Consider the following 24,557-nt stretch of genomic DNA (forward strand, 5'->3'; position numbering starts at 1 on the left):
ATGGCGCAACTTAACTTCGCCGATCTCTGGCCGCACTGGCCAGAGTTGCTGGCCGGACTGTGGGTCACGATTCAGATCACCGTGCTCGCCACCGTGGGCGGTGTCAGCCTCGGTATTCTCGGCGCGGCGCTGCGCAGCGGCAAACCGAGCTGGGCGAGCCGCATCTGGGGCCTGTACGTCGAGCTGATTCGTAATACGCCGTTTGTGGTCCAGCTGTTTTTCATCGTCTTTGGGTTGCCCAATCTGGGTCTGAAACTGACGGCGGGCGAAGCCGCGCTGCTGGCGATGTTGATTAACCTTGGCGCGTACAGCACCGAAATTATTCGCGCCGGCATTCAGGTGACGCCGCGCGGTCAGTGGGAAGCGGGGCGCGTGCTGGGATTGACCCGCACGCAAACCTTTATCCGCGTGGTGTTGCCGCCGTCGCTGCAGCGTATTTATCCGGCGCTGGTCAGCCAATGCATCATTGTGATGCTCGGCTCGTCGGTGGTGTCGCAGGTGTCGTACGAAGAGTTGACCTTCGCCGCCAACCTGATTCAGTCGCGCACCTTTTTGAGTTTTGAAGTCTATTTCGTGACCACGCTGATCTATCTGGCGTTGTCGATTGCCATGCGCCAACTGCTGCTGGCGCTGGGACGTAAATGGTTGGGAGCGCAGCCGGCATGATGACGCAATTTACCGACTGGGACATCCTGCGCAACCTGCTGCTGGCAGCGCGCTGGACAATTTTACTTTCGCTGGTGGCGTTTTTTGGCGGCACGCTGGTGACCTTGCCGCTGCTGTTTATGCGCCTGCTGAAGCGTAAATGGCCGATGCGCCTGGTGCGCGCCTACACCGAGCTGTTTCAGGGCACGCCGCTGCTGATGCAGCTGTTCCTCGCCTTCTTCGGCGTCGGCTTGTTCGGCATCGACGTGGCGCCATGGACCGCCGCCTCGCTGGCCTTAACGCTCTACACCAGCGCGTTTCTGGTGGATATCTGGTACGGCAGCATTCGTGCCCTGCCAAAAGGGCAGTGGGAAGCGTCGCGCTGTCTCGGCCTGACCTTTGGTCAAACGCTGTTTCGCGTGGTCGCGCCGCAGGCGATTCGTATCGCCATCGCGCCTACGGTTGGGTTTGCCGTGCAGGTGATTAAAGGCACCGCGCTGGCCTCGATTATCGGTTTCGTCGAGCTGACCAAAGCCGGCACCATTTTGAATAACGTGACGTATGAGCCGTTCAAGGTGTTTGGCCTGGTAGCGCTCGGTTACTTCCTGATGTGTTATCCGCTGTCGCGTTACAGCCAGTACCTGGAGAAAAAATTCAATGCCGCTCATCACCATTAATCAGGTACAGAAGTACTACGGCGACAACCACGTCTTGAAAGGTGTCGATCTCGATGTCGATCACGGCGAAGTGATCTCGATTATCGGCCGCAGCGGATCGGGTAAAAGTACCCTGCTGCGCTGCATGAACGGGCTGGAAGGTTATCAGGAAGGCAGCATCAAACTCGGCGGTATGACAATTACCGACCGCGAATCGCAGGCGCGTGAAATCAGCCGTTCGGTCGGCATGGTGTTCCAGAACTTCAACCTGTTCCCGCACATGACGGCGCTGGAAAACGTGATGCTGGCGCCGCGCCGCGTGCTGAAGAAAAGTGAAGCCGAATGCCGTGCGCTGGCAACGCAGATGCTGGAGAAAGTCGGCCTCGGTGAGCGCATCAATTACTATCCGGCCAATTTGTCGGGCGGTCAGCAGCAGCGCGTGGCGATTGCCCGTGCGCTGGCGATGCAGCCCAAAGTTTTACTCTGTGATGAGATCACCTCCGCGCTCGATCCCGAACTGGTGGGCGAAGTGCTGAAAGTGCTGGAGCAGCTGGCCGCCGAAGGCATGACGTTGATTCTTGTCACCCATGAAATGAACTTCGCCCGCGACGTGGGCGATCGCGTGGTCTTTATGCATCAGGGGCGCGTCTGGGAGCAGGGCGACAGCAAAACGCTGTTCGCCAATCCGCAAACCGCGGAGCTGAAGCAGTTTATCTCTACCGTGCGCCTCTAAGCTTTCATTAAGGAATACAACATGGATATCAGCCAATTTTCGCAAATCAATCCGCCACAGCGTCTGTTGATGGGACCGGGCCCGATCAATGCCGATCCGCGCGTGCTGCGCGCCATGTCGAGCCAGCTGATCGGCCAGTACGATCCGGCGATGACGCACTACATGAACGAAGTGATGGCGCTGTACCGTGGTGTATTCCGCACTGAAAACCGCTGGACGATGCTGATCGACGGCACGTCACGCGCCGGTATCGAAGCGATCCTGCTGTCGGCGATCCGTCCGGGCGACAAAGTGCTGGTGCCGGTGTTTGGCCGTTTCGGTCATCTGCTGTGTGAAATTGCCCGCCGCTGCCGCGCGGAGGTGCACACCATTGAAGTGCCGTGGGGTGAAGTGTTTACGCCGGACCAGATTGAAGACGCGATCAAAAAAGTGCAGCCGCGCCTGCTGCTGACGGTGCAGGGCGATACGTCCACCACCATGCTGCAGCCGCTGGAAGCGCTGGGCGCGATTTGCCGGAAGTATGGCGTGCTGTTCTACACCGATGCCACCGCGTCGCTCGGCGGTAATGCGCTGGAAACCGATGCGTGGGGCCTGGATGCGGTCTCCGCCGGGATGCAGAAGTGCCTTGGCGGTCCATCCGGTACGTCGCCAATCACGCTGAGCCCGCAGATGGAAGCGGTGATCCGCAAGCGCAAATGCGTGGAAGAGGGCATCCGCACCGCCGATCATCAGGATGGTGACGACGAGATGATCTACTCCAATTATTTCGATCTCGGCATGATCATGGATTACTGGGGCCCGGAGCGCCTCAATCATCACACCGAAGCCACCACCGCGTTGTTTGGCGCGCGTGAATGTGCGCGTCTGATAATGGAAGAGGGATTAGATAACGGCATCGCGCGCCACAAGCTGCACGGCGATGCGCTGCTGAAAGGCATTCAGGGCATGGGCCTCGAAACCTTTGGCGATTTAAAACACAAAATGAATAACGTGCTCGGCGTGGTGATCCCGCAGGGCGTGAATGGCGATCAGGTGCGCAAGCTGGTGCTGGAAGATTTCGGTATCGAAATCGGCACTTCGTTTGGTCCACTGCATGGCAAAGTGTGGCGCATCGGCACCATGGGCTACAACGCGCGTAAAGATTGCGTGATGCAAACCCTGAGCGCGCTGGAAGCGGTGCTGAATCATGTTGGCTTCCGCACCACGCAAGGCGCGGGGATGCAGGCGGCGTGGGATCTTTACGGGAGCCGCGCATGAATAAAAGCCTGATGACCGCCAGCGAGGCGCAGATCGCCGCCGCTCGCGTCATGGCGCGCTGTGATGCGCTGGCTGAGATCAGCGAAAGCGAAGATGGCCTGACGCGCGTTTATCTGTCGCCGGAGCAGCTGCGTGCCAACGCGCGCGTTGGCGAATGGATGCAGGCTGCGGGCATGACGACGTGGCAGGACGCGGTGGGCAACATTTGCGGTCGCTACGAAGCGGCGCAGGCGGGCGCGCAGGCGCTGCTGCTCGGTTCGCACCTGGATACGGTGCGCAATGCCGGTCGCTACGACGGCATGCTCGGCGTGTTAAGCGCCATTGAAACCGTGCAGTGGCTGCACGATCGGCAGCAGCGTTTGCCGCTGGCGATTGAGATTGTCGGCTTCGGCGACGAAGAGGGCACCCGCTTCGGCATTACGCTGCTCGGCAGCCGTGGCATAACCGGCAGCTGGCCGGAAAGCTGGGTGACGCACCCGGATGGCAACGGCATCACCGTGGCGGAAGCGATGCAGGATGTCGGTTTCGATGCGGCGAAGATTCACGACGCGGCGCGTGAGGTCAATGACATCGCCGCCTATCTGGAACTGCATATCGAGCAAGGTCCGTGTCTTGAGCAGGAAGATTTGGCGCTTGGCGTGGTCACGGCGATCAACGGTGCGCGTCGTCTGAACTGCAGTTTTATCGGTGAAGCGGGTCACGCGGGCACCGTGCCGATGACGCATCGCAAAGATGCGCTGGCCGCTGCCGCTGAATGGATGGTGTTTATTGAGCACACCACGCAAGAGCACGATCCGCAGCTGGTGGCGACCGTCGGCACGCTGAGCTGCTTGCCGGGCGCGGTCAACGTCATCCCCGGTGAAGTGCAGCTGTCGCTCGACGTGCGCGGTCCGCAGGATGAGCCACTGGAGCGTTTACTCTCCACGCTGCTCACCCAGGCGCAGGCCATTGCGCTGCGTCGCGGCTTAACCTTCAGCGCCAACGAGTATTACCACATTGCCGCTACCGCCTGTGATGCGCGGTTGCAGCAGGCGCTGAGCCACGCGGTAGAAACCGTGCAAGGGCGCAGCCTGTCGCTGCCGAGCGGCGCGGGACATGATGCAATTGCTATCGCCGAGCGCTGGCCGGTGGGCATGCTGTTTGTGCGCAACCATCGCGGCATCAGCCATCATCCGGCGGAATCGGTACAAACCGCTGATGTGGCACTGGGCGTGCAGGCCTATCTGCAAGCGGTTTGCGATATTGCGCGCGCTAAGGAATAAAGATGGATTTGGTCAACTTTAATCAGCTTTCACCTCAAGCTGCGCAGGCGGCGATTGCGCACTGCGTGGCGATTCCCGCCTGGCAGCAGGCGCTGGTGGCGGCGCGACCTTTTGCCGACGTTGCGGCTTTACAGGCCGAAGCCGATCGTTTGGCGCAGTTGTGGCAAGCCGCTGATCTTGAGCAGGCGCTGAGTGCCCATCCACGCATTGGCGACAACTTGGCGGGCGCGGACAAAGAGGCCACGCTGTCGCGCAGTGAGCAGTCGGCGATGCAGCAGGCGGACGGCGCGCTGCAATTGGCGATGCTGGCGGGCAATCAAACCTATGAGCAGCGCTTTGGCCGGGTGTTTCTGATTCGTGCCAAAGGGCGCAGCGGCGAAGAGATGCTGGCAGAATTGCAGCGTCGGCTTAACAATGATGCAGCGAGTGAACAGCGTGAAGCGCTGGCGCAGCTGCGTGAAATTACCCTGTTGCGGCTAAAGGAGAGCATCACATGAGCACCATTACGACGCATATTCTCGATACCGCGCTGGGCAAACCGGCGATTGGCGTGGCGGTTTCGCTCGAGCAAAATAGCCCGGAAGGCTGGCTGCCGCTGGTGGAAGGCAACACCGACAGTGACGGACGCATTAAAGATTTGACGCCCGAACCGCTGGCGCCAGGTCATTACCGTTTGACGGCGGAAATTGGCGACTACTTTGCTGCCGAAGGGCGCGATGCGCTCTACGTGAGTGCGCAGATTGATTTCGTGATTGGCGCCACAGGCAGCCATTATCATCTGCCGTTTCTCATCTCGCCGTGGTCGTGGTCGACTTATCGCGGCAGCTGATAATGTGCGCCACTTCACGCGCTGCGCTTGAAAGCCAGTAACTATCAAAACCTTCGGTTCATCCAAATATATTCCTGGCGAAAGTGCGGCTAATCTTAGTCGCATATTAGAAAGCAATATGAAGCCAATGGAGCCGATAAACATGAGCACGCACGACAATAACGATAATGCAGCAGCCGCAGGCAAGTGCCCCTTTCATCACGGGGCGTCTGAAGAGAAGAGTGTTCTGGCGCGCGGCGCCGGTGGCGGGACATCCAACCGCGACTGGTGGCCTAATATGTTACGCGTCGATCTGTTAAACCAGCACTCCAACCGTTCCAACCCGCTTAGTGACACCTTCAACTACCGCGACGAATTCAGCAAACTGGATTACTCCGCGTTAAAAGCCGATATCCGCGCACTTCTCACCGATTCGCAATCCTGGTGGCCAGCCGACTGGGGCAGCTACATTGGGCTGTTCATTCGCATGGCGTGGCACAGCGCGGGTACTTATCGCACCATTGATGGTCGTGGCGGTTCAGGTCGCGGTCAGCAACGTTTTGCGCCGCTGAACTCATGGCCGGATAACGTCAGCCTCGATAAAGCGCGTCGCCTGTTGTGGCCGGTAAAACAGAAATATGGTCAAAAAATTTCCTGGGCCGATCTCTACATCCTGGCGGGTAACGTCTCGCTGGAAAACGCCGGCTTCCGCACCTTCGGCTTTGGTGCCGGTCGTGAAGACGTGTGGGAACCGGATATGGATGTGGATTGGGGCCACGAAACCGAATGGCTGGCGCATCGCCATCCAGAAGCGCTGGCCAATGCACCGCTGGGCGCTACCGAAATGGGCCTGATCTACGTCAACCCGGAAGGACCGGAAGCCAGCGGCGATCCAAAATCAGCGGCGCCGGCGATTCGTGCCACCTTCGGCAACATGGGCATGAACGACGAAGAGATCGTGGCGCTGATTGCTGGCGGTCATACTTTGGGTAAAACCCACGGCGCGGCAGAAGCCAGCCACGTGGGCGTTGATCCTGAAGAGTCACCGATTGAAGCGCAGGGCCTTGGCTGGACCAGCAGCTATGGCAGCGGCGTGGGTAAAGATGCCATCACTTCAGGTCTGGAAGTGGTGTGGACGCAAACTCCCACGCAGTGGAGCAACTACTTCTTCGAGAACCTGTTCAAATACGAATGGGTACAGACACGCAGCCCAGCAGGCGCCATCCAGTTCGAAGCGGTTGATGCCGAAGCGATTATCCCGGATCCGTTTGATCCAGAGAAAAAACGTAAACCAACTATGCTGGTGACCGATCTGACGCTGCGTTTCGATGAAGAGTTCGGCAAGATTTCGCGCCGCTTCCTCAACGATCCGCAGGCGTTCAACGAAGCCTTTGCCCGCGCCTGGTTCAAACTGACGCACCGCGATATGGGACCAAAAGCGCGTTACATCGGCCCGGAAGTGCCGAAGGAAGATCTGCTGTGGCAGGATCCATTACCGCAGGCGATTCATCAGCCAACGCCGGCTGATATCAGCGAGATTAAAGCGCGCATTGCGGCTTCAGGTCTGAGCGTCAGCCAGCTGGTTTCAGTGGCCTGGGCTTCAGCCTCCACCTTCCGTGGCGGTGACAAACGTGGCGGAGCCAACGGTGCGCGTCTGGCGTTAGCGCCGCAGAAAGATTGGGCGGTGAATGCCAGCGTAATCAATGATGTGCTGCCAATCCTGCAAAAGATTCAGCAGGAATCAGGCAAAGCATCGTTGGCCGATGTCATTGTACTGGCAGGTAGCGTGGGTATCGAACTGGCCGCTTCAGCCGCTGGCGTGGCAACGCAAGTGCCGTTTACGCCGGGCCGTGTGGATGCGCGTCAGGATCAAACCGACGTTGAGTCGTTCAACTTCCTGCAGCCGTTGGCCGATGGTTTCCGTAACTATCGCCGCAGCGCCAAAGGTTCTTCAACCGAAACGCTGCTGCTGGATAAAGCCCAACAGCTGACGCTGAGCGCGCCAGAATTGACGGTGTTGCTCGGTGGCCTGCGCGTATTGGGCACCAACTTCGACGGCGGCCAGCACGGCGTATTCACCGATCGCGTTGGCGTACTGAGCAATGATTTCTTTGTTAATCTGCTCGACATGCGCACCGCGTGGAAAGCCACCGATGAGAGCGAAGAGCTGTTTGAAGGTCGCGATCGTCTGAGCGGCGAAGTGAAGTTCACTGCGACACGTGCCGACTTAGTGTTTGGATCGAACGCTATCTTGCGCGCGCTGGCCGAGGTTTACGCCAGCAGCGATGCGAAGCAGAAGTTCGTGACCGACTTCGTTGCCGCCTGGACCAAAGTGATGAATCTGGATCGCTTCGAGCTGTAAGCTTAAAAAGCCGCAGCGGATTTCTCTGCTGCGGCTTCCTCTTTTAATCTTCGCGAAACGCTTCGAAAGGCAGGTTAAAACGTTTAGCCAGCGCGGCTTTGTGTTTGTCTGTCAACGAACGTTCTCCTTTCAAAATTCGGTTTACATAAGAACGCTGACCAATTTCATTCACGAAGGATGACTGATTGAGATTATGTTGATCCATCAACACCCGCAGTAACGCGACACCGCCAGGTAATGCAGTGACACGCGCGTTGAACGCGGCAAATTCCGGCGCACTATCTTCATATTTCGCCACTTTATCGGTGAGCATTTCAATCAGCGGATGATCAGGTTGATGTTCAATCAGATACTCCACCAGTTCTAACGCCTGCTCATAATCAGCTTTCGCGTTACTTCCGCCCAGCAGCGGGACGGCTTTAATCAGATTGTTGCTGGCCTGGATGGCTTCGGCAATCATTCTTTGTTCTCCCGATAATGCTTTACCCATTTGTCATACTCGGCATGCGTTACAACGTGTTTAATGAAGATTCGTTGGGCTATAAAATCAGCAAAAAACATCACTCTGAGATTATTTCCGCCTATGTTAATCACCCACCATTTCGCCCGGTATTTCATTCGGTCAAGACTTGGAAAAAAGGCTCTGAGCGCATCTGGATCGGCAAAATCGTTGCCATTTAAAGTTCGATAAGTGGCATCCAATGCTGCTGCATCATTTGGAAAACTCCGTGTCGCTTCTGTAAACACTTTCCTTGAGATAACGTGCATCATTCCCTCGACATGTTCCAACATGGAAACATGGTAGCGCAACAATGCCATGTTTCCAAGCAGGAAACAAAATTTTAGCGGGTTTTTAAGAGAGGGGAAAATGTGCTGCGCAGCGTCCACGCGGCAAAGAGGCTACTTCAGCGTATACCCATCCGCATCGCGCCATGCCGGGAAGCGTTCGCGGTAGGCTTGCAGCTCCTCCAGCGAAAGTTCCGCATCAAGACGCGCACGCGCAAAGGGCTCTCCACTCGCCAGAATCTCACCCAGCGGCGAAATAATCCTGCTGTCACCACTGTATTGATGCTGATTGCCATCGCTGCCGACGCGGTTACAACCGGCGATATAAGCCTGGTTTTCAATTGCACGGGCTAACAGCAGCGATTGCCAGTGCAGCGCACGCGGTGCCGGCCAGTTGGCGACATACAGCGCCAAATCGTAATCGTTGTGGTTACGCGAAAAAACCGGGAAGCGCAGGTCGTAGCAAATTTGCGGCAGAATCCGCCAGCCGCGCCACTCAAATACTTCACGTGTTTCACCCGCCACATAGTGCTGATGTTCATTGGCCATGCGGAACAAGTGACGTTTGTCGTACTGATGCAACGTGCCGTCTGGCTCGACCAGCAAGAAGCGGTTCACCGCGCCTTTTTCCGTCTGGATTGCGGCGCTGCCGCCGACTAACGCATTGCTGGTTTGCGCGTGCGCGTGCAGCCACGCCACGACGTCATCCTGCGGCAGCGAACTTTCGGCAGCTTCCATAGCAAAACCGGTAGTGAACATTTCCGGCAGCAGAATGATGTCGCGGCCTGTAATGCCTTTCAGCACACCGTCGAAATGACGCAGGTTAGCCGCGCCATCCATCCAGCTCAGGGTTTCCTGCAGAACGGTAATTTTCAAAGCTGACATAAGCGCTCCGCAGCGGCGTCGAGCGTTGCTTCCTGTTTGGCAAAGCACAGGCGAATCAGCTTGTGCGGGAAAGGTTCGGCGCAGAACACCGACAGCGGAATCGCCGCCACGCCGACTTCTTTGGTCAGCAGCTGGCAGAAGCTCACGTCATCCAGATCGGAAATGGCGCTGTAATCGACCAGCAGGAAGTAAGTGCCTTCGCACGGCAGCAGCTTGAAACGGCTGGCGGAGAGCGCCTGGATAAAGCGATCGCGGCGCGCGCGGTAGAACTCTGGCAGTTCGCGATAGTGCTCAGGCGCCTGACGCAGCATGTCGGCAATCGCCAGTTGTGCCGGCGTATTCACCGAGAAGGTCAGATATTGATGCACCTTGCGGATTTCAGCGCTGATCGCCGCCGGGGCAATGCAGTAACCCACTTTCCAGCCGGTCATGTGGAAGGTTTTACCAAAAGATGACACCGCGATGGCTCGCTGACGTAGTTCAGCATGCGCTAACACGCTGGCGTGGCCCTCTTCAGTGAAACAGATGTGCTCATACACTTCGTCGCTCAGCACATAGATTTCCTGCTCCGCAATCGCCTGCCACAGCTCGGCATAATCGCTTTTGCGCCACACGGTGGCGGACGGATTATGCGGCGTGTTCAGGATCACTAAGCGGGTTTTGCTGCTCAGCAGGCCGCGGAATTCGCGCCAGTCAACGCGGAAACCCGGCGGCTGCAGGGCGATGCGTTTTAACACGCCGCCCGCCAGTTGCACCGCAGGCGCGTAGCTGTCGTAGCTTGGGTCAAAGCAGATCACTTCATCACCTTGACGCACCAGCGCGGTGATCGCCGCGTACAACGCTTCTGTCGCGCCCGTCGTCACGGTGATATCGCTGTTGACGTCAGGCGTGTGGCCGTAAAGCGCAGCGGTTTTCTCAACAATCGCCTCACGCAGTGGCAGTACGCCGATCATCGGTGCATATTGGTTGGCGCCCTGACTCACGTGATGCGCCAGGCGCTCCTGCAAATAGCGCGGACCGTCAAAATCGGGGAAGCCTTGCGACAGGTTGATGGCGTTGTGCTGCTGCGCTAACGCACTCATTTGCGTAAAGATGGTGGTGCCGAGCGCCGGTAATTTGCTCTCGGGGATCAGGTTGTGCTGCGTCATTGTTTTGTGGCCTTAAGCGCGAATGTCGTTGCGGAGAAACCCTGTGTTGCTGCCACTATAAACAGGATGTTAACATTTGGCAATCGAGACGCTTAGACGTCTAAACTAACCTGCGGAGTCGGTATATCGCTATGACGGATTTTCTTCCACTGGAACATTTAGTGGCCGCCTGCCACTGGATTGGTGGCAAAGGCTGGGCACCTGCGACCGGCGGTAATATGTCGGTGCGGCAGGACGCGGAGTATTGTCTGCTGAGTGCGTCCGGCAAAGATAAAGGCAGCCTGACGCGCGATGATTTTATCCAGGTTGAAATCGCTACCAACGCCGTGCCATCGGGCCGCACGCCTTCGGCGGAAACCGGCCTGCATACCTTGATTTATCGCCTGTTTCCGCAGGCGGGTGCGGTGCTGCATACGCACACGGTCAACTCGACGGTGCTGTCGCGGGTGGAGAAGGGCGATGCGCTGCTGCTCAGTGGTTATGAGATGCAGAAAACGCTGGCCGGGCAGCAGACGCATCTGAACACCATCGCCATTCCCTTGTTCGATAACGATCAGGACATGACGGCGCTGGCGCAGCGCATTGAAGCTTTTGCCGCCGCTACGCCGCTGCAATATGGTTTTCTGCTGCGCGGCCACGGTTTGACCTGCTGGGGCAAGGACGTGAACGAAGCGCGTCGCCATCTGGAAGGTCTGGAATTTCTGTTTGAATGTGAACTGCAACGTCGCCTGCTGGAGGCCAAATGATCCGCGCCATTGTTACCGATATTGAAGGCACCACCAGCGATATCCAGTTTGTGCATCAGGTATTGTTCCCTTATGCGCGTCAGCATTTAGCGGCGTACGTGCGGGAAAATCATACCGATGAAAACGTCGCCGCCGCACTCAACGCGGTGCGTGCAGAGTCCGCTGCGCCTCAGGCCACGCTGGAGGAGCTGATTACCACACTCACGAATTATATCGATGAGGATCGCAAGTCACCGGGCCTCAAAGCCCTGCAGGGCATGATTTGGCGCGCCGGCTACGTTGAAGGCCAGTTCACCGGCCACCTCTATCCCGACGTGCTGCCGGCTTTTGCGCGCTGGCAGCAGCAGGGGATTGGCCTGTATGTTTATTCCTCGGGATCGGTCGCCGCGCAAAAACTGTTATTTGGCTACAGCGATGAAGGTGATTTAACCTCGCTGTTCAGCGGCTATTTTGATACCGGCGTCGGCGCGAAACGTGAAGCGCAATCGTATCGCAATATCGCCGAAAAAATCGGCCTTGCGCCTGCGTCATTGCTGTTCCTGTCGGATATTCATCAGGAGCTGGATGCGGCAGCGGATGCGGGCTGGCATACCGTGCAGTTAATTCGTGGCGCGGCGGATAACGCCAGTCGTCATCACCAGGTCAACGATTTTTCCCAGATTAAACCGGAGTCGATTTAACATGAGTGCATTGACCATTTTTACCGATACCGAAGCCCAGCAACCGGTGTGGCACAGCACCGATGCCGAGGCGATTCGCGAGCGTCTTAACGCGAAAAACGTGCGCTTTGAACGCTGGGAAGCCGATCGCGATTTGGGGGCGGATCCTGATGCAGAGACGGTGATTAACGCCTATCAACATGCGATTGATCGTCTGGTGGCCGAGAAGGGCTATCAGAGCTGGGATGTGCTGAGCATGCGTGCGGATAATCCGCAGAAAGAGGTGCTGCGCACCAAGTTCCTTAACGAACATACGCATAGCGAAGATGAAGTACGCTTCTTTGTTGAAGGTTCAGGGCTGTTCTGTCTGCATCTGGAGGGCGAGGTGTATCAGATTTTGTGTGAGAAGAATGATCTGATCTCGGTGCCCGCTGGCACGGCGCACTGGTTTGATATGGGTTCTGAGCCGCACTTTACCGCGATCCGCATTTTCGATAATCAGGAAGGCTGGGTCGCGAATTTCACCGGCGATAAGATTGCTGATGCGTATCCGCGTTTGGCGTGATTTTTTGCCCTCATCCTAACCCTCTCCCACAAGTGGGAGAGGGAACCGATCGTGCAAACAGGCAAGTATGGTTTTCCCCCTCGCCCGCTTGCGGGAGAGGGCCGGGGTGAGGGGAAAATTGCGCCTATTTACGGCAAAAATATCCCTTCCTCTACCTGCGCAGGCGTTACCACACCGGTATCCAGCACCCAACCGCTAATCAACGCCGCTGGCGTCACATCAAAGGCCGGGTTATAGACTGCCGCACTTTCCGGTGCCCACTGCACGCTACCAAAACTGCCTGCAACTCCGGTCACTTCGCTGGCGGCGCGCTGCTCGATAGGGATGGCGTCGCCGTTTGGACATTGACTATCTAGCGTGGTGTGCGGTGCGGCGACGTAGAACGGAATACCGTGATAGTGCGCCAGCACGGCCAGGCTATAGGTGCCAATCTTGTTCGCGACATCACCATTCGCTGCGATACGATCCGCGCCGACCCAAATAGCATCGACCACGCCGCGCGCCATTAGACTGGCGGCCATCGAGTCGGTAATCAGCTGATAAGGAATGTTTAGCTCACCCAGCTCCCACGCGGTTAAACGGCCACCTTGTAGCAGCGGCCGCGTCTCATCCACCCAGACATTTTTTACCAAACCTTGCTGGTGGGCATAAGCGATAACGCCGAGCGCCGTGCCGACGCCCGCAGTCGCCAGCCCGCCGGTATTGCAGTGCGTCAGCAGCTGGCTGCCCGGTTTTACCAGCGTGCTGCCGGCGCGGGCGATGTTGTCACACAGTTGCTTATCTTCGGCCACCAGACGCAGTGCTTCGCGGCTCAGCGCCGTGACGAAATCACTTTCGGCCAACGCAGTTTTCATGCGATCAAGGTTATTCATCAGGTTCACCGCCGTTGGGCGCGCCGCGCGCAGCACCTCAAGCGCCGTCACTAATTCTGCGCGCGCTGCGCCTTGCTCACCCAGCAGCGCCAGCAGCAAACTGGCTGAGAGGCCAATCAGCGGCGCACCGCGCACGCGCAAGGCATGAATGTGCTCGACCAACTCTGTAACGCTGTGCGCGGGTAGCCAGTTTTGTTGTTGTGGCAGCGCCTGCTGGTCAAGGATCCACAGTTGATTATCGCGAACCTCAAGGCTGGTGGTACGAAGTGTTTGCATGGTGTGAAATCCCTGTTGCGTTAATGCTGGCTATTGTGCCAACATGCGTAGCGGATGTATAGACGTCTGAACGGCTTATTACTATCGATAATCGAGGAACAGGCAATGTCGCAATACCGTACGTTCAATGCTGCCGATGCTGTGGAATATGCTCAACAATTTGGCGGCGTGGACGATCCGTCAGCGCTGGTGAGCGCCGAGGAGATCGGGGATGGCAATCTCAACCTGGTGTTTAAAATTTTCGATAATCAAGGCCGCAGCCGCGTGGTGGTAAAACAGGCGCTGCCCTATGTACGTTGTGTCGGTGAATCCTGGCCACTCACGCTGGATCGTGCGCGTCTCGAAGCGCAGACGTTGATTGAGCACTACAAACATTGCCCGCAGCACACCGTCAACGTCACTCATTACGATGCCGAATTGGCGGTGATGGTGATGGAGGATCTCTCCAGTCATCGTATCTGGCGGAGCGAATTGGTGAAGGGTGCGTATTATCCGCAGGCCGGTCGTCAGGTTGGCGAATATCTGGCGCAGACGCTGTTCCATACCTCCGATTTCTTCCTGCATCCGCATAAGAAAAAAGCCGAAGTGGCGCGTTTCATTAATCCGGAAATGTGCGAAATCACCGAAGACTTATTCTTCAACGATCCGTTTATTGACCATGAGCGCAACAAATATCCTGCGGCGCTGGAATCGCTGGTGGTCAGCCTGCGCAGCGACGATGCGCTAAAAATCGCCGTGGCCGGTCTCAAACACCGTTTCTTCGCCGATGCGGAAGCCTTGCTGCATGGCGATGTACACAGCGGTTCCATCTTTGTCGCCGATGGCAGCCTGAAAGTGATTGATGCGGAGTTTGGTTACTTTGGGCCGATAGGTTTTGATGTCGGCAGCGCGATAGGCAACTTGCTGATCAACTACTGCTGCCTGCCGGGCTTGCTGGCACCGCGTGAGGCGGCAGAAGGGCGTGAACGTCGTCTGAATGACGTGCAGGATATCTGTAATCAGTTTGCCAGCCGCTTCCTGGAATTGGCGAAAGAGAAAACCCGCGATGTGGCGCTGGCCTATCCCGGTTACGCCGAATCTTTCCTGCGCAAAGTGTGGCGCGATACCTTGGGTTATTGCGGTACCGAGTTGATCCGCCGCACGGTGGGAATGTCTCACGTTGCGGATTTCAAACAGATTGAAGATCAGACCATGCGCACCGAGTGTATTCGCAGCTGTATCACGCTGGGACGCACGCTGATTCTGGCTGCCGATCATGTTGCTGATGTGGATGCGCTGATTGCGCGGATTCGTCAGGCGGGTTAATGCTGGCGTCGGGAAATCAAGCAGGGCTGCAGAATAACCGGCTGACGCTGCGCAGCAAAAAAACAGATAGTTAAACTGCGGGGCGACGGGAGAGGTCGTTCCCGAGAGTGGAGAAAGAGAGGCCCTGGAAGTACCCGACAGCCAAAAGAAAAAATGCCAGTCAGGCTTAACTGACTGGCATTAGCCCCGTTTCCGGGGCTTTTTTTATTTCACGTTTAAGCTGGATTTTTTAGCTTCATAACGATGTGTTCAACACCCGGCTCATTCGGTAACAGCTGAAGGGACGATTCAATGACAGTAATTTTCCTGCGTTGATGTCATCCAGGCGGCCACGCACAATCTTATCGGTGTGAACGTTTAAGTCGATGCTAAAAACATCAGCGCTTGCGATCATTTTGTCACGTTCAGACTGTGGCAAGGCTTAAAATTCTTCGAAGTTCTTTGGAAAAGCTTTATTTGCTGAGTGAAAGTTAATTACTAACGGATTACGCAGAAGGACGTTCGTTCCATGCGTCCGTGTACTGGATATTACCATCCACAATACGCCAGGTGATTTTTTCATACTGCAGGCTGACGCTTTCCGTGTGGTTCAGCTTGTCATTGCCCGACAGTTTTGTGTTGGCCACGCCGCAGTTAACGCCGGTGACTTTCACGTTTTCCATCAGCACGGTGTAATAGCACACCTCTTGGCCCGCATCGCTGATGTTGTAGAAACGAATTTCGGCGCTTTTCAGCGTCTGGCCGGTGGCCGCTGCTTTATAGAGATAAGGCGTTGAGCTATCCACCTCTTTCTCGATCATCATTGATGAATGCTGGCGCGTGCCGGTTATTTTGCCGTTAGCGGTGTCTACCGGCAGGTTAATACCGTGGCTCAGGCCGATAATTTCAATGCTGCCTTCACGTTCGTGAACATCGACAGAACCTCTAATATCCGCGCCACCATCGTCTTTAAGCCACATATACGGAGGAATTGGCATTTATTTGCTCCTTATTTTTTTGATTAACTTCATTGTTAAAATGTAAATAACAACCGTGATGGGAATCACTGTGCATACGGACATGTAGAAATAGATGTCGTAAAAACGATCCGCTCCAATCTCTTCATTCCCGTAGATCATTTGGCCGATTTTCAAGGCTAATTGTTCGTTAAACCATAACTCTGGCGGGCCCAGAGTACGGGCGACAACGAGCATCAGCGCGAGAAAAAAAGCGACTTTGGCCGCTCTACGGGCAAGTGTTTGAATAACCACCGGCAACCACCTCAATGTATCCGCGCGCCATTAAATTTTTCATGCAAGGAACCGGGATCGGCGCTGTTATCAGAAGGGCATTACGAATTAGTGCATAGTCTGAATTAAGGTGGAGAGTTATACATCCTTCAGATACGCGGCCGGGATGAAGGCGAAATAATCCGCGTTTGACGTCATTAATCCACGTTTCATCATCAATGCTCAGATCGTCACGATATAAAGCAAACCATTCGTCGCGATCAAATTCAGCACCGTTAAAAACGCGGTTATATAAATCCTGTGACTTTGCCTTAGCCCATGAAAGCAGGCCACCCCTCCCACGCTCAACAATCCAGTATTTACCCGGTGGGATAGGCCCAACGTTTGGGACGGCCATACATGCAGGAATATTTCTGTAGGCACCTTTTCCGGAAAACGCCATGAAGACGCCCACGCCATACAGATTCAACGGCACGAAATCTGCGCCGTTCAAAATCATCTTACCAATAATTGGCATCGTTAATCCCTAACCTTTAATCCATGTAGTAACTGATGTTTACGTTACATCCCTCAGATTGTCAGGACCAGAAATAATTAGAGTTGGTGATCAATAAAGCTTTTACGATCACGCTTTGCTATTGGCGTTGTTAAAACAACAACGAGAGATAGAGAATCTCAACGAACAATCCCCCTTTCGCGCAAGACGTGCGACACAAACAGGATATTCGTTATGTCGCAGACGCTGACCGATCAGGATTTTAAGAACGCCGCCACCAAACTCAGCTGCAGTGAAGCCGCCGTGCGCGCCGTCGCCGAAGTAGAGAGCTCCGGTATCGGGAAATCAAGCAGGGGCTGCAGAATGACCGGCTGACGCTGCGCAGCAAAAAACCAGATAGTCAAACTGCGGGGCGACGGGAGAGGTCATTGCCGAGAGTGGAGAAAGAGAGGCCCTGGAAGTACCCGACAGCCAAAAGAAAAAATGCCAGTCAGGCTTAACTGACTGGCATTACTCCATGCGGAGCTTTTGTGTTTTAAGCGGCTTCACTGGCCCGCGGGTTGGATTTCGTCTGCGGCTTTGGCACCGCCAGCGCTTCCGGCGCGAAATCATCGACGTTAATCGCTTTCAAACGGCTGGCTTCCGCACGGATCAAGACCTGCGCTTCGCTCTCATCAATCCAGCCCGCTTTCAGGCCCTCTTGTGCCAGCGCATCCAGTCGGGTAAATGACAGATGCTTTTTCTGCTGCTTGCATAAACGATCGTGAATCACTTCGGCGGCCATCACATCCTGCAGCGCCTGCTCCAGCTGACCTGCAGGATTATGTGCGCTTGGTGCCAGATATTGGCCGCGGCCCAAACGGGTACGGGTCGCAGAAGGCAGCTGCAGCAGTTTCGCCAGCTTGTGGTCCAGTTTATCTGACGGTGCCGGGCAGTGATGACCACCGGCGAAAATCACCAGTCGCAGCGCACCGGCCACCATGCGGTTCGGGAAGTTACGCAGCAAATCATCCATCGCCACTTCGGCCTGATGCAGCGCATCCTGCACGCCCCAATGTACCAGCGGCAAATCGGCTTCGTTGCGGCCTTCATCGTCATAGCGCTTCAGGGTGGCGGAGGCCAGATACATCTGGCTCAGCACATCGCCGAGACGCGCCGAGATACGTTCACGACGTTTCAGGCTGCCGCCCAGCACCGCCATCGATACATCTGACAGCAGCGCGAGGTTGGCGCTCAAACGGTTAAGGTGTTGATAGTAGCGGCGCGTGGCGTCGCGGGTTGGTGTGGCGCTAGTGCGGCCGCCGGTTAAGCCCAGCCACAGGCTGCGTACTTTATTACTGCCTACGTGGCCAATATGGCTGAATAGCGCGCGGTCAAAGGTCACCAAATCGTTTTTCGCTGCGGCGTTCATCTCTTCCAGCACCCACGGATGGCAGCGGATCGCGCCCTGGCCGAAGATGATCATGCTGCGCGTCAGGATGTTAGCACCTTCTACGGTGATGGCGATCGGTGCGCCCTGATAAGCCCGCGCCAGGAAGTTGTTTTCGCCCAGCATAATGCCTTTACCGCCAGCGATATCCATCGCGTCGATAATCGCGCGCTGACCGCGATGGGTGCAGTGATACTTCACAATCGCCGATAGCACCGCCGGTTTTTCACCGAGCATAATGCCGCTAGTGATTAGCGTTGCGGCAGCATCCATCACGTAGGCGTTACCAGCAATGCGTGCCAGCGGCTCTTCGATCCCTTCCATCTTGCCGATAGAGACTTTGAACTGACGGCGGATGTGCGCATAGGCACCGGTCGCCAGCGCAATGCTTTTCAGACTGCCGGTTGAGTTTGAAGGCAGCGTGATGCCGCGACCGACTGAAAGACACTCCACCAGCATGCGCCAGCCCTGACCGGCCATGGATGGGCCGCCGATGATGTAGTCGATGGGTACGAAAATGTCTTTACCGCGCGTCGGACCGTTCTGGAACGGCACGTTAAGCGGGAAGTGACGTTGGCCGATCTCTACGCCAGGCGTGTGCGTTGGGATCAGTGCGCAAGTGATGCCAAGCTCTGTAGTCTCGCCCAGCAGGTGCTCCGGATCGGAGAGTTTAAACGCCAGGCCCAACACGGTGGCAATTGGTGCCAGTGTGATATAGCGCTTGTTCCAGGTAAGACGCATGCCCAGCACTTGCTGACCTTGCCACTCGCCCATGCACACCACGCCGGTATCGGGAATCGCGCCGGCATCCGAACCCGCTTCCGGGCTGGTCAGTGCAAAGCACGGGATCTCATCACCGCGCGCCAGACGCGGCAAGTAATGATCTTTCTGCTCATCGGTACCGTAATGTTGCAGCAGTTCGCCGGGGCCGAGTGAGTTCGGTACGCCAACGGTGATCGCCAGAATGCCGGAGACGCCCGCCAGTTTCTGCAGCACGCGCGCCTGCGCATAGGCGGAGAATTCCAGGCCGCCATACTCTTTCTTAATGATCATGGCGAAGAAGCGATGCTGTTTCAGATACGCCCACAACTCCGGCGGCAGATCGGCCATTTCATGGGTGATTTCGAAATCGTTCGCCATGCGGCACGCTTCTTCGACCGGACCATCGATAAAGGCCTGCTCCTCTTCGGTCAGGCGCGGCTGCGGATAGTTGTGCAGCTTCTGCCAGTCCGGTTTGCCGCGGAACAGGTCGCCTTCCCACCATGTGGTGCCAGCGTCGATCGCCTCTTTTTCGGTGCGCGACATCGGCGGCATCACTTTCTGGAAGCTATGCAGCGCCGGTTTCGAGAACAGGCTACGACGCATCACCGGCAGGTTAAATGGCAGCAGAATAATCGCCAGCGGCAGCAGCATCCATGGCGTCCATAGGTCAGCGGCCGCCAGCGCGCCGGTCCACAGCAGCAGAATTACGCTGCTCAGCTGAAGCGAAATTTGGTGGTAGAACAACACGCTAAGCAGGATTAGCGTCGCAACGATTGAGGCAACCAACATAATGAACCACTCCATAAGTAGTAAGAGGTCTGACCTGTTATGGATGTAGGTTTAGAATATGGGGCAAAATTTATCAATCTGTTTACATCGCAATTACAACACATCTCACAAATTCGTTGCAGGATACGCAACAACTGCCAAACTTGCTCGAGACGCCGCGCTTTTCCTTATGGCAGGCGCTTTGCGGCTTAGCCCCATTCCGTTAAACTTGCCGGGTCAATCTTTCCTCTAAAGGACATCTCAATGTATCAGGACATTATTCGCTCAGAACTCAATGAAGCAGCCGATACGCTCAACACGTTCCTGAGTGACGAAGCCAACATTCACGCCATTCAGCGCGCCGCAGTTCTGCTGGCCGATAGCTTTAAAGCGGGCGGCAAGGTGCTCTCCTGCGGTAACGGCGGCTCGCACTGCGATGCGATGCATTTTGCTGAAGAGCTGACTGGACGCTACCGTGAAAACCGTCCTGGCTACCCGGCGATTGCCATTTCTGATGTCAGCCATCTCTCGTGCGTCAGTAACGATTTTGGTTATGACTATGTGTTCTCACGCTATATCGAAGCGGTAGGCCGTGAAGGCGATGTGCTGCTGGGTCTTTCTACGTCCGGTAACTCTGCCAACATCATTAAAGCAGTGGAAGCTGCGCGCGCGAAAGGCATGAAAGTGATTACTCTGACCGGCAAAGATGGCGGCAAGATGGCAGGTTCGGCGGATATCGAAATTCGTGTGCCGCACTTTGGCTATGCCGACCGCATTCAGGAGATCCACATCAAAGTGATCCATATTCTGATGCTGTTGATTGAAAAAGAGATGGTTAAGTCATGATGCGTTCCTCTCGCCGCGCGCGAGAGGATCTAACTTAAGGCGGTTGCTATGTGCGAATTGCTCGGGATGAGCGCCAATGTCCCCACGGACATCTGTTTCAGTTTTACCGGTCTGGTGCAGCGTGGCGGTGGAACCGGGCCGCACAAAGACGGTTGGGGCATCACGTTCTATGAAGGAAAAGGGTGCCGCACCTTCAAAGATCCGCAGCCGAGCTTTAACTCGCCGATAGCCCGTTTGGTGCAGGAATACCCGATCAAATCGCATTCGGTGGTGGCGCATATCCGCCAGGCGAATCGCGGTGAAGTGTCGCTGGAAAATACCCATCCGTTCACGCGTGAGCTGTGGGGCCGCAATTGGACCTACGCACACAATGGTCAGCTCAAAGGTTATCGTCAGCTGGATACCGGGCCATTTCGTCCGATTGGTGAAACCGACAGCGAGAAAGCATTTTGCTGGATGCTGCACAAACTGACCGAGCGCTATCCACGCACGCCGGGCAACTGGCCAGCGGTGTTCCGCTACATTGCCGAGCTGGCAGCAGAAATGCGTGAGAAGGGCGTGTTCAACATGCTGTTATCGGATGGGCGCTATCTGATGGCGTTCTGTTCGACCAATCTCTACTGGATTACGCGCCGTGCGCCGTTTGGCAAAGCGACGTTGCTCGATCAGGATGTGGAAATTGATTTTCAGCAGCAGACGACGCCGCAAGATGTGGTAACGGTGATTGCTACGCAACCGCTGACGGGCAATGAAACCTGGCACCGGATAGTGCCAGGCGAGTGGGCATTATTTTGCCTGGGTGAGCGCCAGGAATGATTTCGAGGCAGCATCCGGTGTAGCGATCACCGGCGTGCTGTTCACCGCATATTGGCCGGTGGCCGTCACGTTCACGGTAGGCGGCACACGGTACTTAGCGAAGTACGCATAGCCCGGCTGCAGTTCACGCCAGAAGTTAATGTACGTCGAGTATTTATGGCGCTGCATATTGCTGTCTGTCATGCGGAACGGATAGATATTGACCTGAATCTCCTGCTGACCATTACGCAGCGCGGCGTTGGTGTAGGCGAAGATCTCATCCATCGATGCATCCGTCATTGCGTAGCAGCCCACGGACACGCAATCGCCGTGAATCATTAAATAGTTACCGTTATAGCCTTTAGCGCGATCGTACTGATTGGGAAAACCGGTATTAATAGCGCGATAAAAACGGCTATCCGGTTTTAACTGGTTCAGCTTAACGTTGTAAAAGCCTTCCGGACTTTTGAAATCGCCCTGACGACGTTTAGGTCCTAAACCGCCAGAGAAATTACAGATGCGATAGCTGTCCAGCAGACGATATTCATTCCCGATTTTGCCGTACAGTTCCAGCGTACGCTCTTCCTTGAAAATCTGGATAAAAACGGGGGTGCCAATTAGTTGTTTCTTTAACTCTTTGCTCACCGGAGCCAGCGGTTGCGTAGGCTCGGGGTTCATTGCCCAGCTAAGGAGCGGCATAAGAATCATCGCAAGCGTTAATGCGATTCTGCCCATTCTGTAGATACCTTGATGTGGAGAGAGACGATGACGCTGTGCGTCCGGGTATTGCATTATCGGAAATATCCGCTATCGCAGCGCAACATTAACATTGTCTGGCTTTTAATCAAGCCAGTGTCCGAGAAAATGGCGCGTTCCTAAAAGGAATACGACCACTAATTTGTAAACTTTAATCTCGCTCTCAACAAATATTGCCGATATTTTTCGCTGCTGTATACTTATCCAGTATCTGGGAGGGCGTATGCGCAAAATTATTCATGTCGATATGGACTGCTTTTATGCAGCGGTTGAGATGCGCGACGATCCCTCTTTACGTGATATTCCTATCGCCATTGGCGGCAGCCGCGTGCAACGTGGCGTGATCAGCACCGCGAACTATCCGGCACGTAAATATGGCGTGCGCAGCGCGATGCCGACCGGCATGGCGCTGAAACTCTGCCCGCATCTGCGGCTGCTGCCTGGCCGCTTTGATGCCTATAAAGAAGCCTCCCGCCAGATCCGCGACATCTTCTCACGTTACACCTCGCTGATTGAACCGCTGTCGCTGGATGAAGCCTATCTGGATGTGACCGACAGCCTGCACTGCCATGGCTCGGCGACATTAATGGCGCAGGCGATTCGCGCCGATATCCTGCGTGAAACCGGGTTGACCGCTTCCGCCGGCATCGCGCCGATCAAGTTTCTCGCCAAGATCGCTTCCGATCTCAACAAACCCAACGGGCAATATGTGATTACGCCGGACGCGATGTCCGATTTTCTACTGACGCTGCCGCTCAGTAAAATTCCTGGCGTGGGTAAAGTGGCGACTAAAAAGCTGGAAGAGATGGGCTTGCGCACCTGCGCGGATGTGCAGCGCGCCGATTTGGCGCTGCTGCTTAAACGCTTTGGCAAGTTTGGCCGTATTTTGTGGGAACGCAGCAACGGCGTGGATGAGCGCAATGTGGTGGTTGAGCGCGAACGCAAATCGCTCGGCGTTGAACGTACCCTGATGGAAGATATTCACAGCTGGGAGCAGTGTCTGGAGATTATTGATTTTCTCTATGCGGAGTTGGATCGCCGCTTAACCGCCATCAAGCCGGATAGGCAGATCGCCCGACAAGGCGTGAAACTGAAGTTCAATGATTTCCAGCAAACCACGCAGGAGCACGTTTGGCCGGTGCTGAATAAAGACGACATGATCGCGGTGGCGCGTCAGGCGTGGGATGAACGCAGAGCAGGGCGCGGCGTGCGGCTGGTGGGATTGCATGTCACGATGGTGGATCCGCAGCTGGAGCGGCAGTTGGTGTTGGGGTTGTGAGATTGTGCGCGCTGCCCCTCATCCCGGCCTTCTCCCGCCAGCGGGAGAAGGAGTAAAACAAACCGCGCCGATCGGTTCCCTCTCCCGCCAGCATGAAAGCGAGAAGACAACGCCGATCGGTTCCCTCTCCCACTCGTGGGAGAGGGTTAGGGTGAGGGAAACTACTTCTTACCGTACTTCGCTTCCAGCGTTGCAAACCACGGCGTGATGAAATCGTTATTCTCGCCCCAGCCTGGAATGATCTTATTCAGCGACGCCACGTTGACCGCGCCTTGCTGGCTGTTCAACTGCTGCTGAGAAATCGATGACGCTTTAAACTCGTAAGTCGCCGGTGTGGTTTCGCCTGCAATCTTGTTCGCCACCAAACGCATATTCACTGCGCCAATGGTTTTTGGATCCACCGCTACGGTTTGTACCCAAGGACTGTTCTTTTCATGCATCAACTGCAGATCCTGATTGGATACGTCGATGCTATACAGTTTGATCTCGGTACGACCATTCTCCTGCAGGGCTTTATACGCGCCCTGGCTGAAAGCATCCCACGAACCCCAGATCGCATCGATCTTGCCTTTCGGGTATTTCGCCAGAATCGCGCCAATCTTGTTGGCGGTATCGCCCTGTACATCAGATGAAACCGCGCCAATCGACTCCAGCTGATGAATGCCCGGATTCTCTTTCAGCAGCTTCTCATACACCACCTGACGACGATCCATCGCCGGGAAACCGGCCACCCACAGCTTGACGATATTCGCCTTGCCGTTGAAGTCTTTGATTAAGCTGCCGAGTGATTCCTGCGCCAGCGAAGCATCATTCTGCGCCGTCACGGTGACGCCCTCTACCGGCGTATTAACCGGCGTATCAAACACCGACAGCTTGATGCCCGCTGCGGCAATACGCTGCACCAGCGCCGTGGAGTAGGGATCTTTACCGTGCGACAGGATAATGCCGTCATATTTCTGGCTAATCGCCTGGTTAACGAAATCCTGGAAGCGCGCATCGTCGCCATTGCTGAGGAAAGTGCTGACCTTAAAGCCAAGCTGGCGGCCTTGCTGAATCGCACCGGCGACAAACTGCGTGGTGTTATCGTCCGAACCCAGGTTGCGGATGATGGCGATGCGTAGCGGGCCTTCATGGTTAGCGATAACCTCAGGCACTGCGGCATCGGCGAAGGCGGCGCTGGCGTTGAGCAGGCTAACCGCCAGCAGCGAAAGGGTAATTTTTTTCATTATGAT

27 protein-coding genes and 2 pseudogenes are annotated in these 24,557 nt (G+C 55.9%); 18 read left to right on the forward strand and 11 right to left on the reverse strand.

Going from position 1 to position 24,557, the window contains the following annotated elements; translation table 11 throughout:
• The 8 genes from ACYAC5_RS04205 (at position 1) to katG (ending at position 7,723) form a co-directional block, all read left to right on the forward strand.
• The gene (locus ACYAC5_RS04205) at positions 1 to 666 is read left to right on the forward strand and encodes an amino acid ABC transporter permease (RefSeq protein WP_061717544.1); all 666 of its coding nucleotides are present in this window, start codon (positions 1 to 3) and stop codon (positions 664 to 666) included.
• Positions 666 to 1,322, forward strand: coding sequence for an amino acid ABC transporter permease (locus tag ACYAC5_RS04210; RefSeq protein ID WP_097097590.1), 657 nt, complete (start codon positions 666 to 668; stop codon positions 1,320 to 1,322). Before ACYAC5_RS04205 ends, ACYAC5_RS04210 begins: the two co-directional genes overlap by 1 nt.
• Positions 1,303 to 2,034 carry an amino acid ABC transporter ATP-binding protein gene (locus ACYAC5_RS04215; RefSeq protein ID WP_101762541.1) on the forward strand — a complete coding sequence of 244 codons (732 nt, stop codon included), beginning with the start codon at positions 1,303 to 1,305 and terminating at the stop codon, positions 2,032 to 2,034. The genes ACYAC5_RS04210 and ACYAC5_RS04215 overlap by 20 nt, the downstream gene beginning before the upstream one ends.
• 21 nt (positions 2,035 to 2,055) lie before the next feature.
• A complete protein-coding gene (locus tag ACYAC5_RS04220; protein WP_462062451.1) occupies positions 2,056 to 3,291 on the forward strand; it encodes a pyridoxal-phosphate-dependent aminotransferase family protein in 1,236 nt (411 codons plus the stop codon).
• On the forward strand, positions 3,288 to 4,553 hold the full coding sequence (gene hpxK / locus ACYAC5_RS04225; protein ID WP_462062452.1) for an allantoate amidohydrolase: 1,266 nt from the start codon (positions 3,288 to 3,290) through the stop codon (positions 4,551 to 4,553). The genes ACYAC5_RS04220 and hpxK overlap by 4 nt, the downstream gene beginning before the upstream one ends.
• Positions 4,554 to 4,555: 2 nt before the next feature.
• Entirely contained in the window at positions 4,556 to 5,050 is a 495-nt protein-coding gene (uraD, locus tag ACYAC5_RS04230; RefSeq protein WP_462062453.1) for a 2-oxo-4-hydroxy-4-carboxy-5-ureidoimidazoline decarboxylase, read from the forward strand.
• Positions 5,047 to 5,382 (forward strand): hydroxyisourate hydrolase, encoded by a 336-nt coding sequence (uraH, locus tag ACYAC5_RS04235; RefSeq protein WP_101762537.1) that lies wholly within the window; start codon positions 5,047 to 5,049, stop codon positions 5,380 to 5,382. The genes uraD and uraH overlap by 4 nt, the downstream gene beginning before the upstream one ends.
• Before the next feature lie 142 nt (positions 5,383 to 5,524).
• Positions 5,525 to 7,723, forward strand: a complete 2,199-nt coding sequence (gene katG, locus ACYAC5_RS04240) for a catalase/peroxidase HPI (RefSeq protein WP_110867814.1) — start codon at positions 5,525 to 5,527, stop codon at positions 7,721 to 7,723.
• A gap of 43 nt (positions 7,724 to 7,766) precedes the next feature.
• Here the strand turns inward: katG and ACYAC5_RS04245 are convergent, their stop codons facing one another.
• The 4 genes from ACYAC5_RS04245 to ACYAC5_RS04260 form a co-directional block, all read right to left on the reverse strand.
• On the reverse strand, positions 7,767 to 8,183 hold the full coding sequence (locus ACYAC5_RS04245) for a helix-turn-helix domain-containing protein (protein WP_137386846.1): 417 nt from the start codon (positions 8,181 to 8,183) through the stop codon (positions 7,767 to 7,769).
• Positions 8,180 to 8,491 carry a type II toxin-antitoxin system HigB family toxin gene (locus ACYAC5_RS04250; RefSeq protein WP_312464612.1) on the reverse strand — a complete coding sequence of 104 codons (312 nt, stop codon included), beginning with the start codon at positions 8,489 to 8,491 and terminating at the stop codon, positions 8,180 to 8,182. Before ACYAC5_RS04250 ends, ACYAC5_RS04245 begins: the two co-directional genes overlap by 4 nt.
• A gap of 132 nt (positions 8,492 to 8,623) precedes the next feature.
• Positions 8,624 to 9,394 carry an amidohydrolase gene (locus ACYAC5_RS04255; protein WP_110867813.1) on the reverse strand — a complete coding sequence of 257 codons (771 nt, stop codon included), beginning with the start codon at positions 9,392 to 9,394 and terminating at the stop codon, positions 8,624 to 8,626.
• On the reverse strand, positions 9,382 to 10,542 hold the full coding sequence (locus ACYAC5_RS04260; RefSeq protein ID WP_462062455.1) for a pyridoxal phosphate-dependent aminotransferase: 1,161 nt from the start codon (positions 10,540 to 10,542) through the stop codon (positions 9,382 to 9,384). Before ACYAC5_RS04260 ends, ACYAC5_RS04255 begins: the two co-directional genes overlap by 13 nt.
• 131 nt (positions 10,543 to 10,673) lie before the next feature.
• Between ACYAC5_RS04260 and ACYAC5_RS04265 the strand changes: the two genes are divergently transcribed.
• From ACYAC5_RS04265 to ACYAC5_RS04275, 3 genes are read left to right on the forward strand one after another with little or no spacing between them, the layout of a single operon-like run.
• Positions 10,674 to 11,288, forward strand: coding sequence for a methylthioribulose 1-phosphate dehydratase (locus ACYAC5_RS04265; RefSeq protein ID WP_101762532.1), 615 nt, complete (start codon positions 10,674 to 10,676; stop codon positions 11,286 to 11,288).
• The gene (mtnC, locus tag ACYAC5_RS04270; RefSeq protein WP_192415410.1) at positions 11,285 to 11,968 is read left to right on the forward strand and encodes an acireductone synthase; all 684 of its coding nucleotides are present in this window, start codon (positions 11,285 to 11,287) and stop codon (positions 11,966 to 11,968) included. The genes ACYAC5_RS04265 and mtnC overlap by 4 nt, the downstream gene beginning before the upstream one ends.
• A gap of 1 nt (position 11,969) precedes the next feature.
• Positions 11,970 to 12,512, forward strand: coding sequence for a 1,2-dihydroxy-3-keto-5-methylthiopentene dioxygenase (locus tag ACYAC5_RS04275; RefSeq protein WP_101762530.1), 543 nt, complete (start codon positions 11,970 to 11,972; stop codon positions 12,510 to 12,512).
• Between the two features lie 128 nt (positions 12,513 to 12,640).
• On the opposite strand, the gene mtnA is transcribed toward ACYAC5_RS04275, so the two are convergent.
• Positions 12,641 to 13,660: an S-methyl-5-thioribose-1-phosphate isomerase gene (gene mtnA / locus ACYAC5_RS04280; protein WP_192415408.1), complete on the reverse strand. Its 1,020-nt coding sequence runs from the start codon at positions 13,658 to 13,660 to the stop codon at positions 12,641 to 12,643.
• A gap of 105 nt (positions 13,661 to 13,765) precedes the next feature.
• Between mtnA and mtnK the strand changes: the two genes are divergently transcribed.
• Both mtnK and ACYAC5_RS04290 read left to right on the forward strand, forming a co-directional pair.
• Positions 13,766 to 14,965, forward strand: a complete 1,200-nt coding sequence (mtnK, locus tag ACYAC5_RS04285; protein WP_192415406.1) for an S-methyl-5-thioribose kinase — start codon at positions 13,766 to 13,768, stop codon at positions 14,963 to 14,965.
• A gap of 83 nt (positions 14,966 to 15,048) precedes the next feature.
• Positions 15,049 to 15,135 (forward strand): annotated as a pseudogene (locus ACYAC5_RS04290) (hypothetical protein); the annotation flags it as partial.
• Positions 15,136 to 15,450: 315 nt separating this feature from the next.
• On the opposite strand, the gene ACYAC5_RS04295 reads toward ACYAC5_RS04290, so the two are convergent.
• The 3 genes from ACYAC5_RS04295 to ACYAC5_RS04305 are packed head-to-tail and all read right to left on the reverse strand — an operon-like array spanning position 15,451 to position 16,711.
• Entirely contained in the window at positions 15,451 to 15,942 is a 492-nt protein-coding gene (locus ACYAC5_RS04295) for an Hcp family type VI secretion system effector (RefSeq protein ID WP_101762526.1), read from the reverse strand.
• Entirely contained in the window at positions 15,943 to 16,215 is a 273-nt protein-coding gene (locus ACYAC5_RS04300; RefSeq protein WP_277974563.1) for a hypothetical protein, read from the reverse strand. It abuts the gene before it with no gap.
• Positions 16,190 to 16,711, reverse strand: coding sequence for a DUF2778 domain-containing protein (locus ACYAC5_RS04305; RefSeq protein ID WP_192415404.1), 522 nt, complete (start codon positions 16,709 to 16,711; stop codon positions 16,190 to 16,192). The genes ACYAC5_RS04300 and ACYAC5_RS04305 overlap by 26 nt, the downstream gene beginning before the upstream one ends.
• Positions 16,712 to 16,924: 213 nt before the next feature.
• Between ACYAC5_RS04305 and ACYAC5_RS04310 the strand changes: the two genes are divergently transcribed.
• Positions 16,925 to 17,065, forward strand: a complete 141-nt coding sequence (locus ACYAC5_RS04310) for a hypothetical protein (protein ID WP_192415402.1) — start codon at positions 16,925 to 16,927, stop codon at positions 17,063 to 17,065.
• A pseudogene (locus tag ACYAC5_RS04315) lies at positions 17,017 to 17,190 on the forward strand (hypothetical protein); the annotation flags it as partial. The gene ACYAC5_RS04310 and the pseudogene ACYAC5_RS04315, both read left to right, overlap by 49 nt.
• 35 nt (positions 17,191 to 17,225) lie before the next feature.
• Here the strand turns inward: ACYAC5_RS04315 and fadE are convergent.
• On the reverse strand, positions 17,226 to 19,670 hold the full coding sequence (gene fadE, locus ACYAC5_RS04320) for an acyl-CoA dehydrogenase FadE (RefSeq protein ID WP_271460144.1): 2,445 nt from the start codon (positions 19,668 to 19,670) through the stop codon (positions 17,226 to 17,228).
• 243 nt (positions 19,671 to 19,913) lie between these two features.
• Between fadE and lpcA the strand changes: the two genes are divergently transcribed.
• On the forward strand, positions 19,914 to 20,495 hold the full coding sequence (gene lpcA, locus ACYAC5_RS04325; protein WP_064740353.1) for a D-sedoheptulose 7-phosphate isomerase: 582 nt from the start codon (positions 19,914 to 19,916) through the stop codon (positions 20,493 to 20,495).
• A gap of 48 nt (positions 20,496 to 20,543) precedes the next feature.
• The gene (locus ACYAC5_RS04330) at positions 20,544 to 21,311 is read left to right on the forward strand and encodes a class II glutamine amidotransferase (RefSeq protein ID WP_008108933.1); all 768 of its coding nucleotides are present in this window, start codon (positions 20,544 to 20,546) and stop codon (positions 21,309 to 21,311) included.
• On the opposite strand, the gene dpaA is transcribed toward ACYAC5_RS04330, so the two are convergent.
• Positions 21,282 to 22,025 carry a peptidoglycan meso-diaminopimelic acid protein amidase gene (dpaA, locus tag ACYAC5_RS04335; protein WP_101762523.1) on the reverse strand — a complete coding sequence of 248 codons (744 nt, stop codon included), beginning with the start codon at positions 22,023 to 22,025 and terminating at the stop codon, positions 21,282 to 21,284. The two genes, ACYAC5_RS04330 and dpaA, sit on opposite strands and share 30 nt — an antisense overlap.
• A 244-nt stretch (positions 22,026 to 22,269) precedes the next feature.
• Here dpaA and dinB point away from each other — a divergent pair, with 244 nt between their 5' ends.
• Positions 22,270 to 23,325 carry a DNA polymerase IV gene (gene dinB / locus ACYAC5_RS04340; RefSeq protein ID WP_192236754.1) on the forward strand — a complete coding sequence of 352 codons (1,056 nt, stop codon included), beginning with the start codon at positions 22,270 to 22,272 and terminating at the stop codon, positions 23,323 to 23,325.
• A gap of 161 nt (positions 23,326 to 23,486) precedes the next feature.
• Here the strand turns inward: dinB and ACYAC5_RS04345 are convergent, their stop codons facing one another.
• Entirely contained in the window at positions 23,487 to 24,551 is a 1,065-nt protein-coding gene (locus ACYAC5_RS04345; protein ID WP_192415395.1) for a sugar ABC transporter substrate-binding protein, read from the reverse strand.
• Positions 24,552 to 24,557: the final 6 nt, after the last annotated feature.

It is taken from the genome of Pantoea sp. y20 (assembly GCF_054903455.1).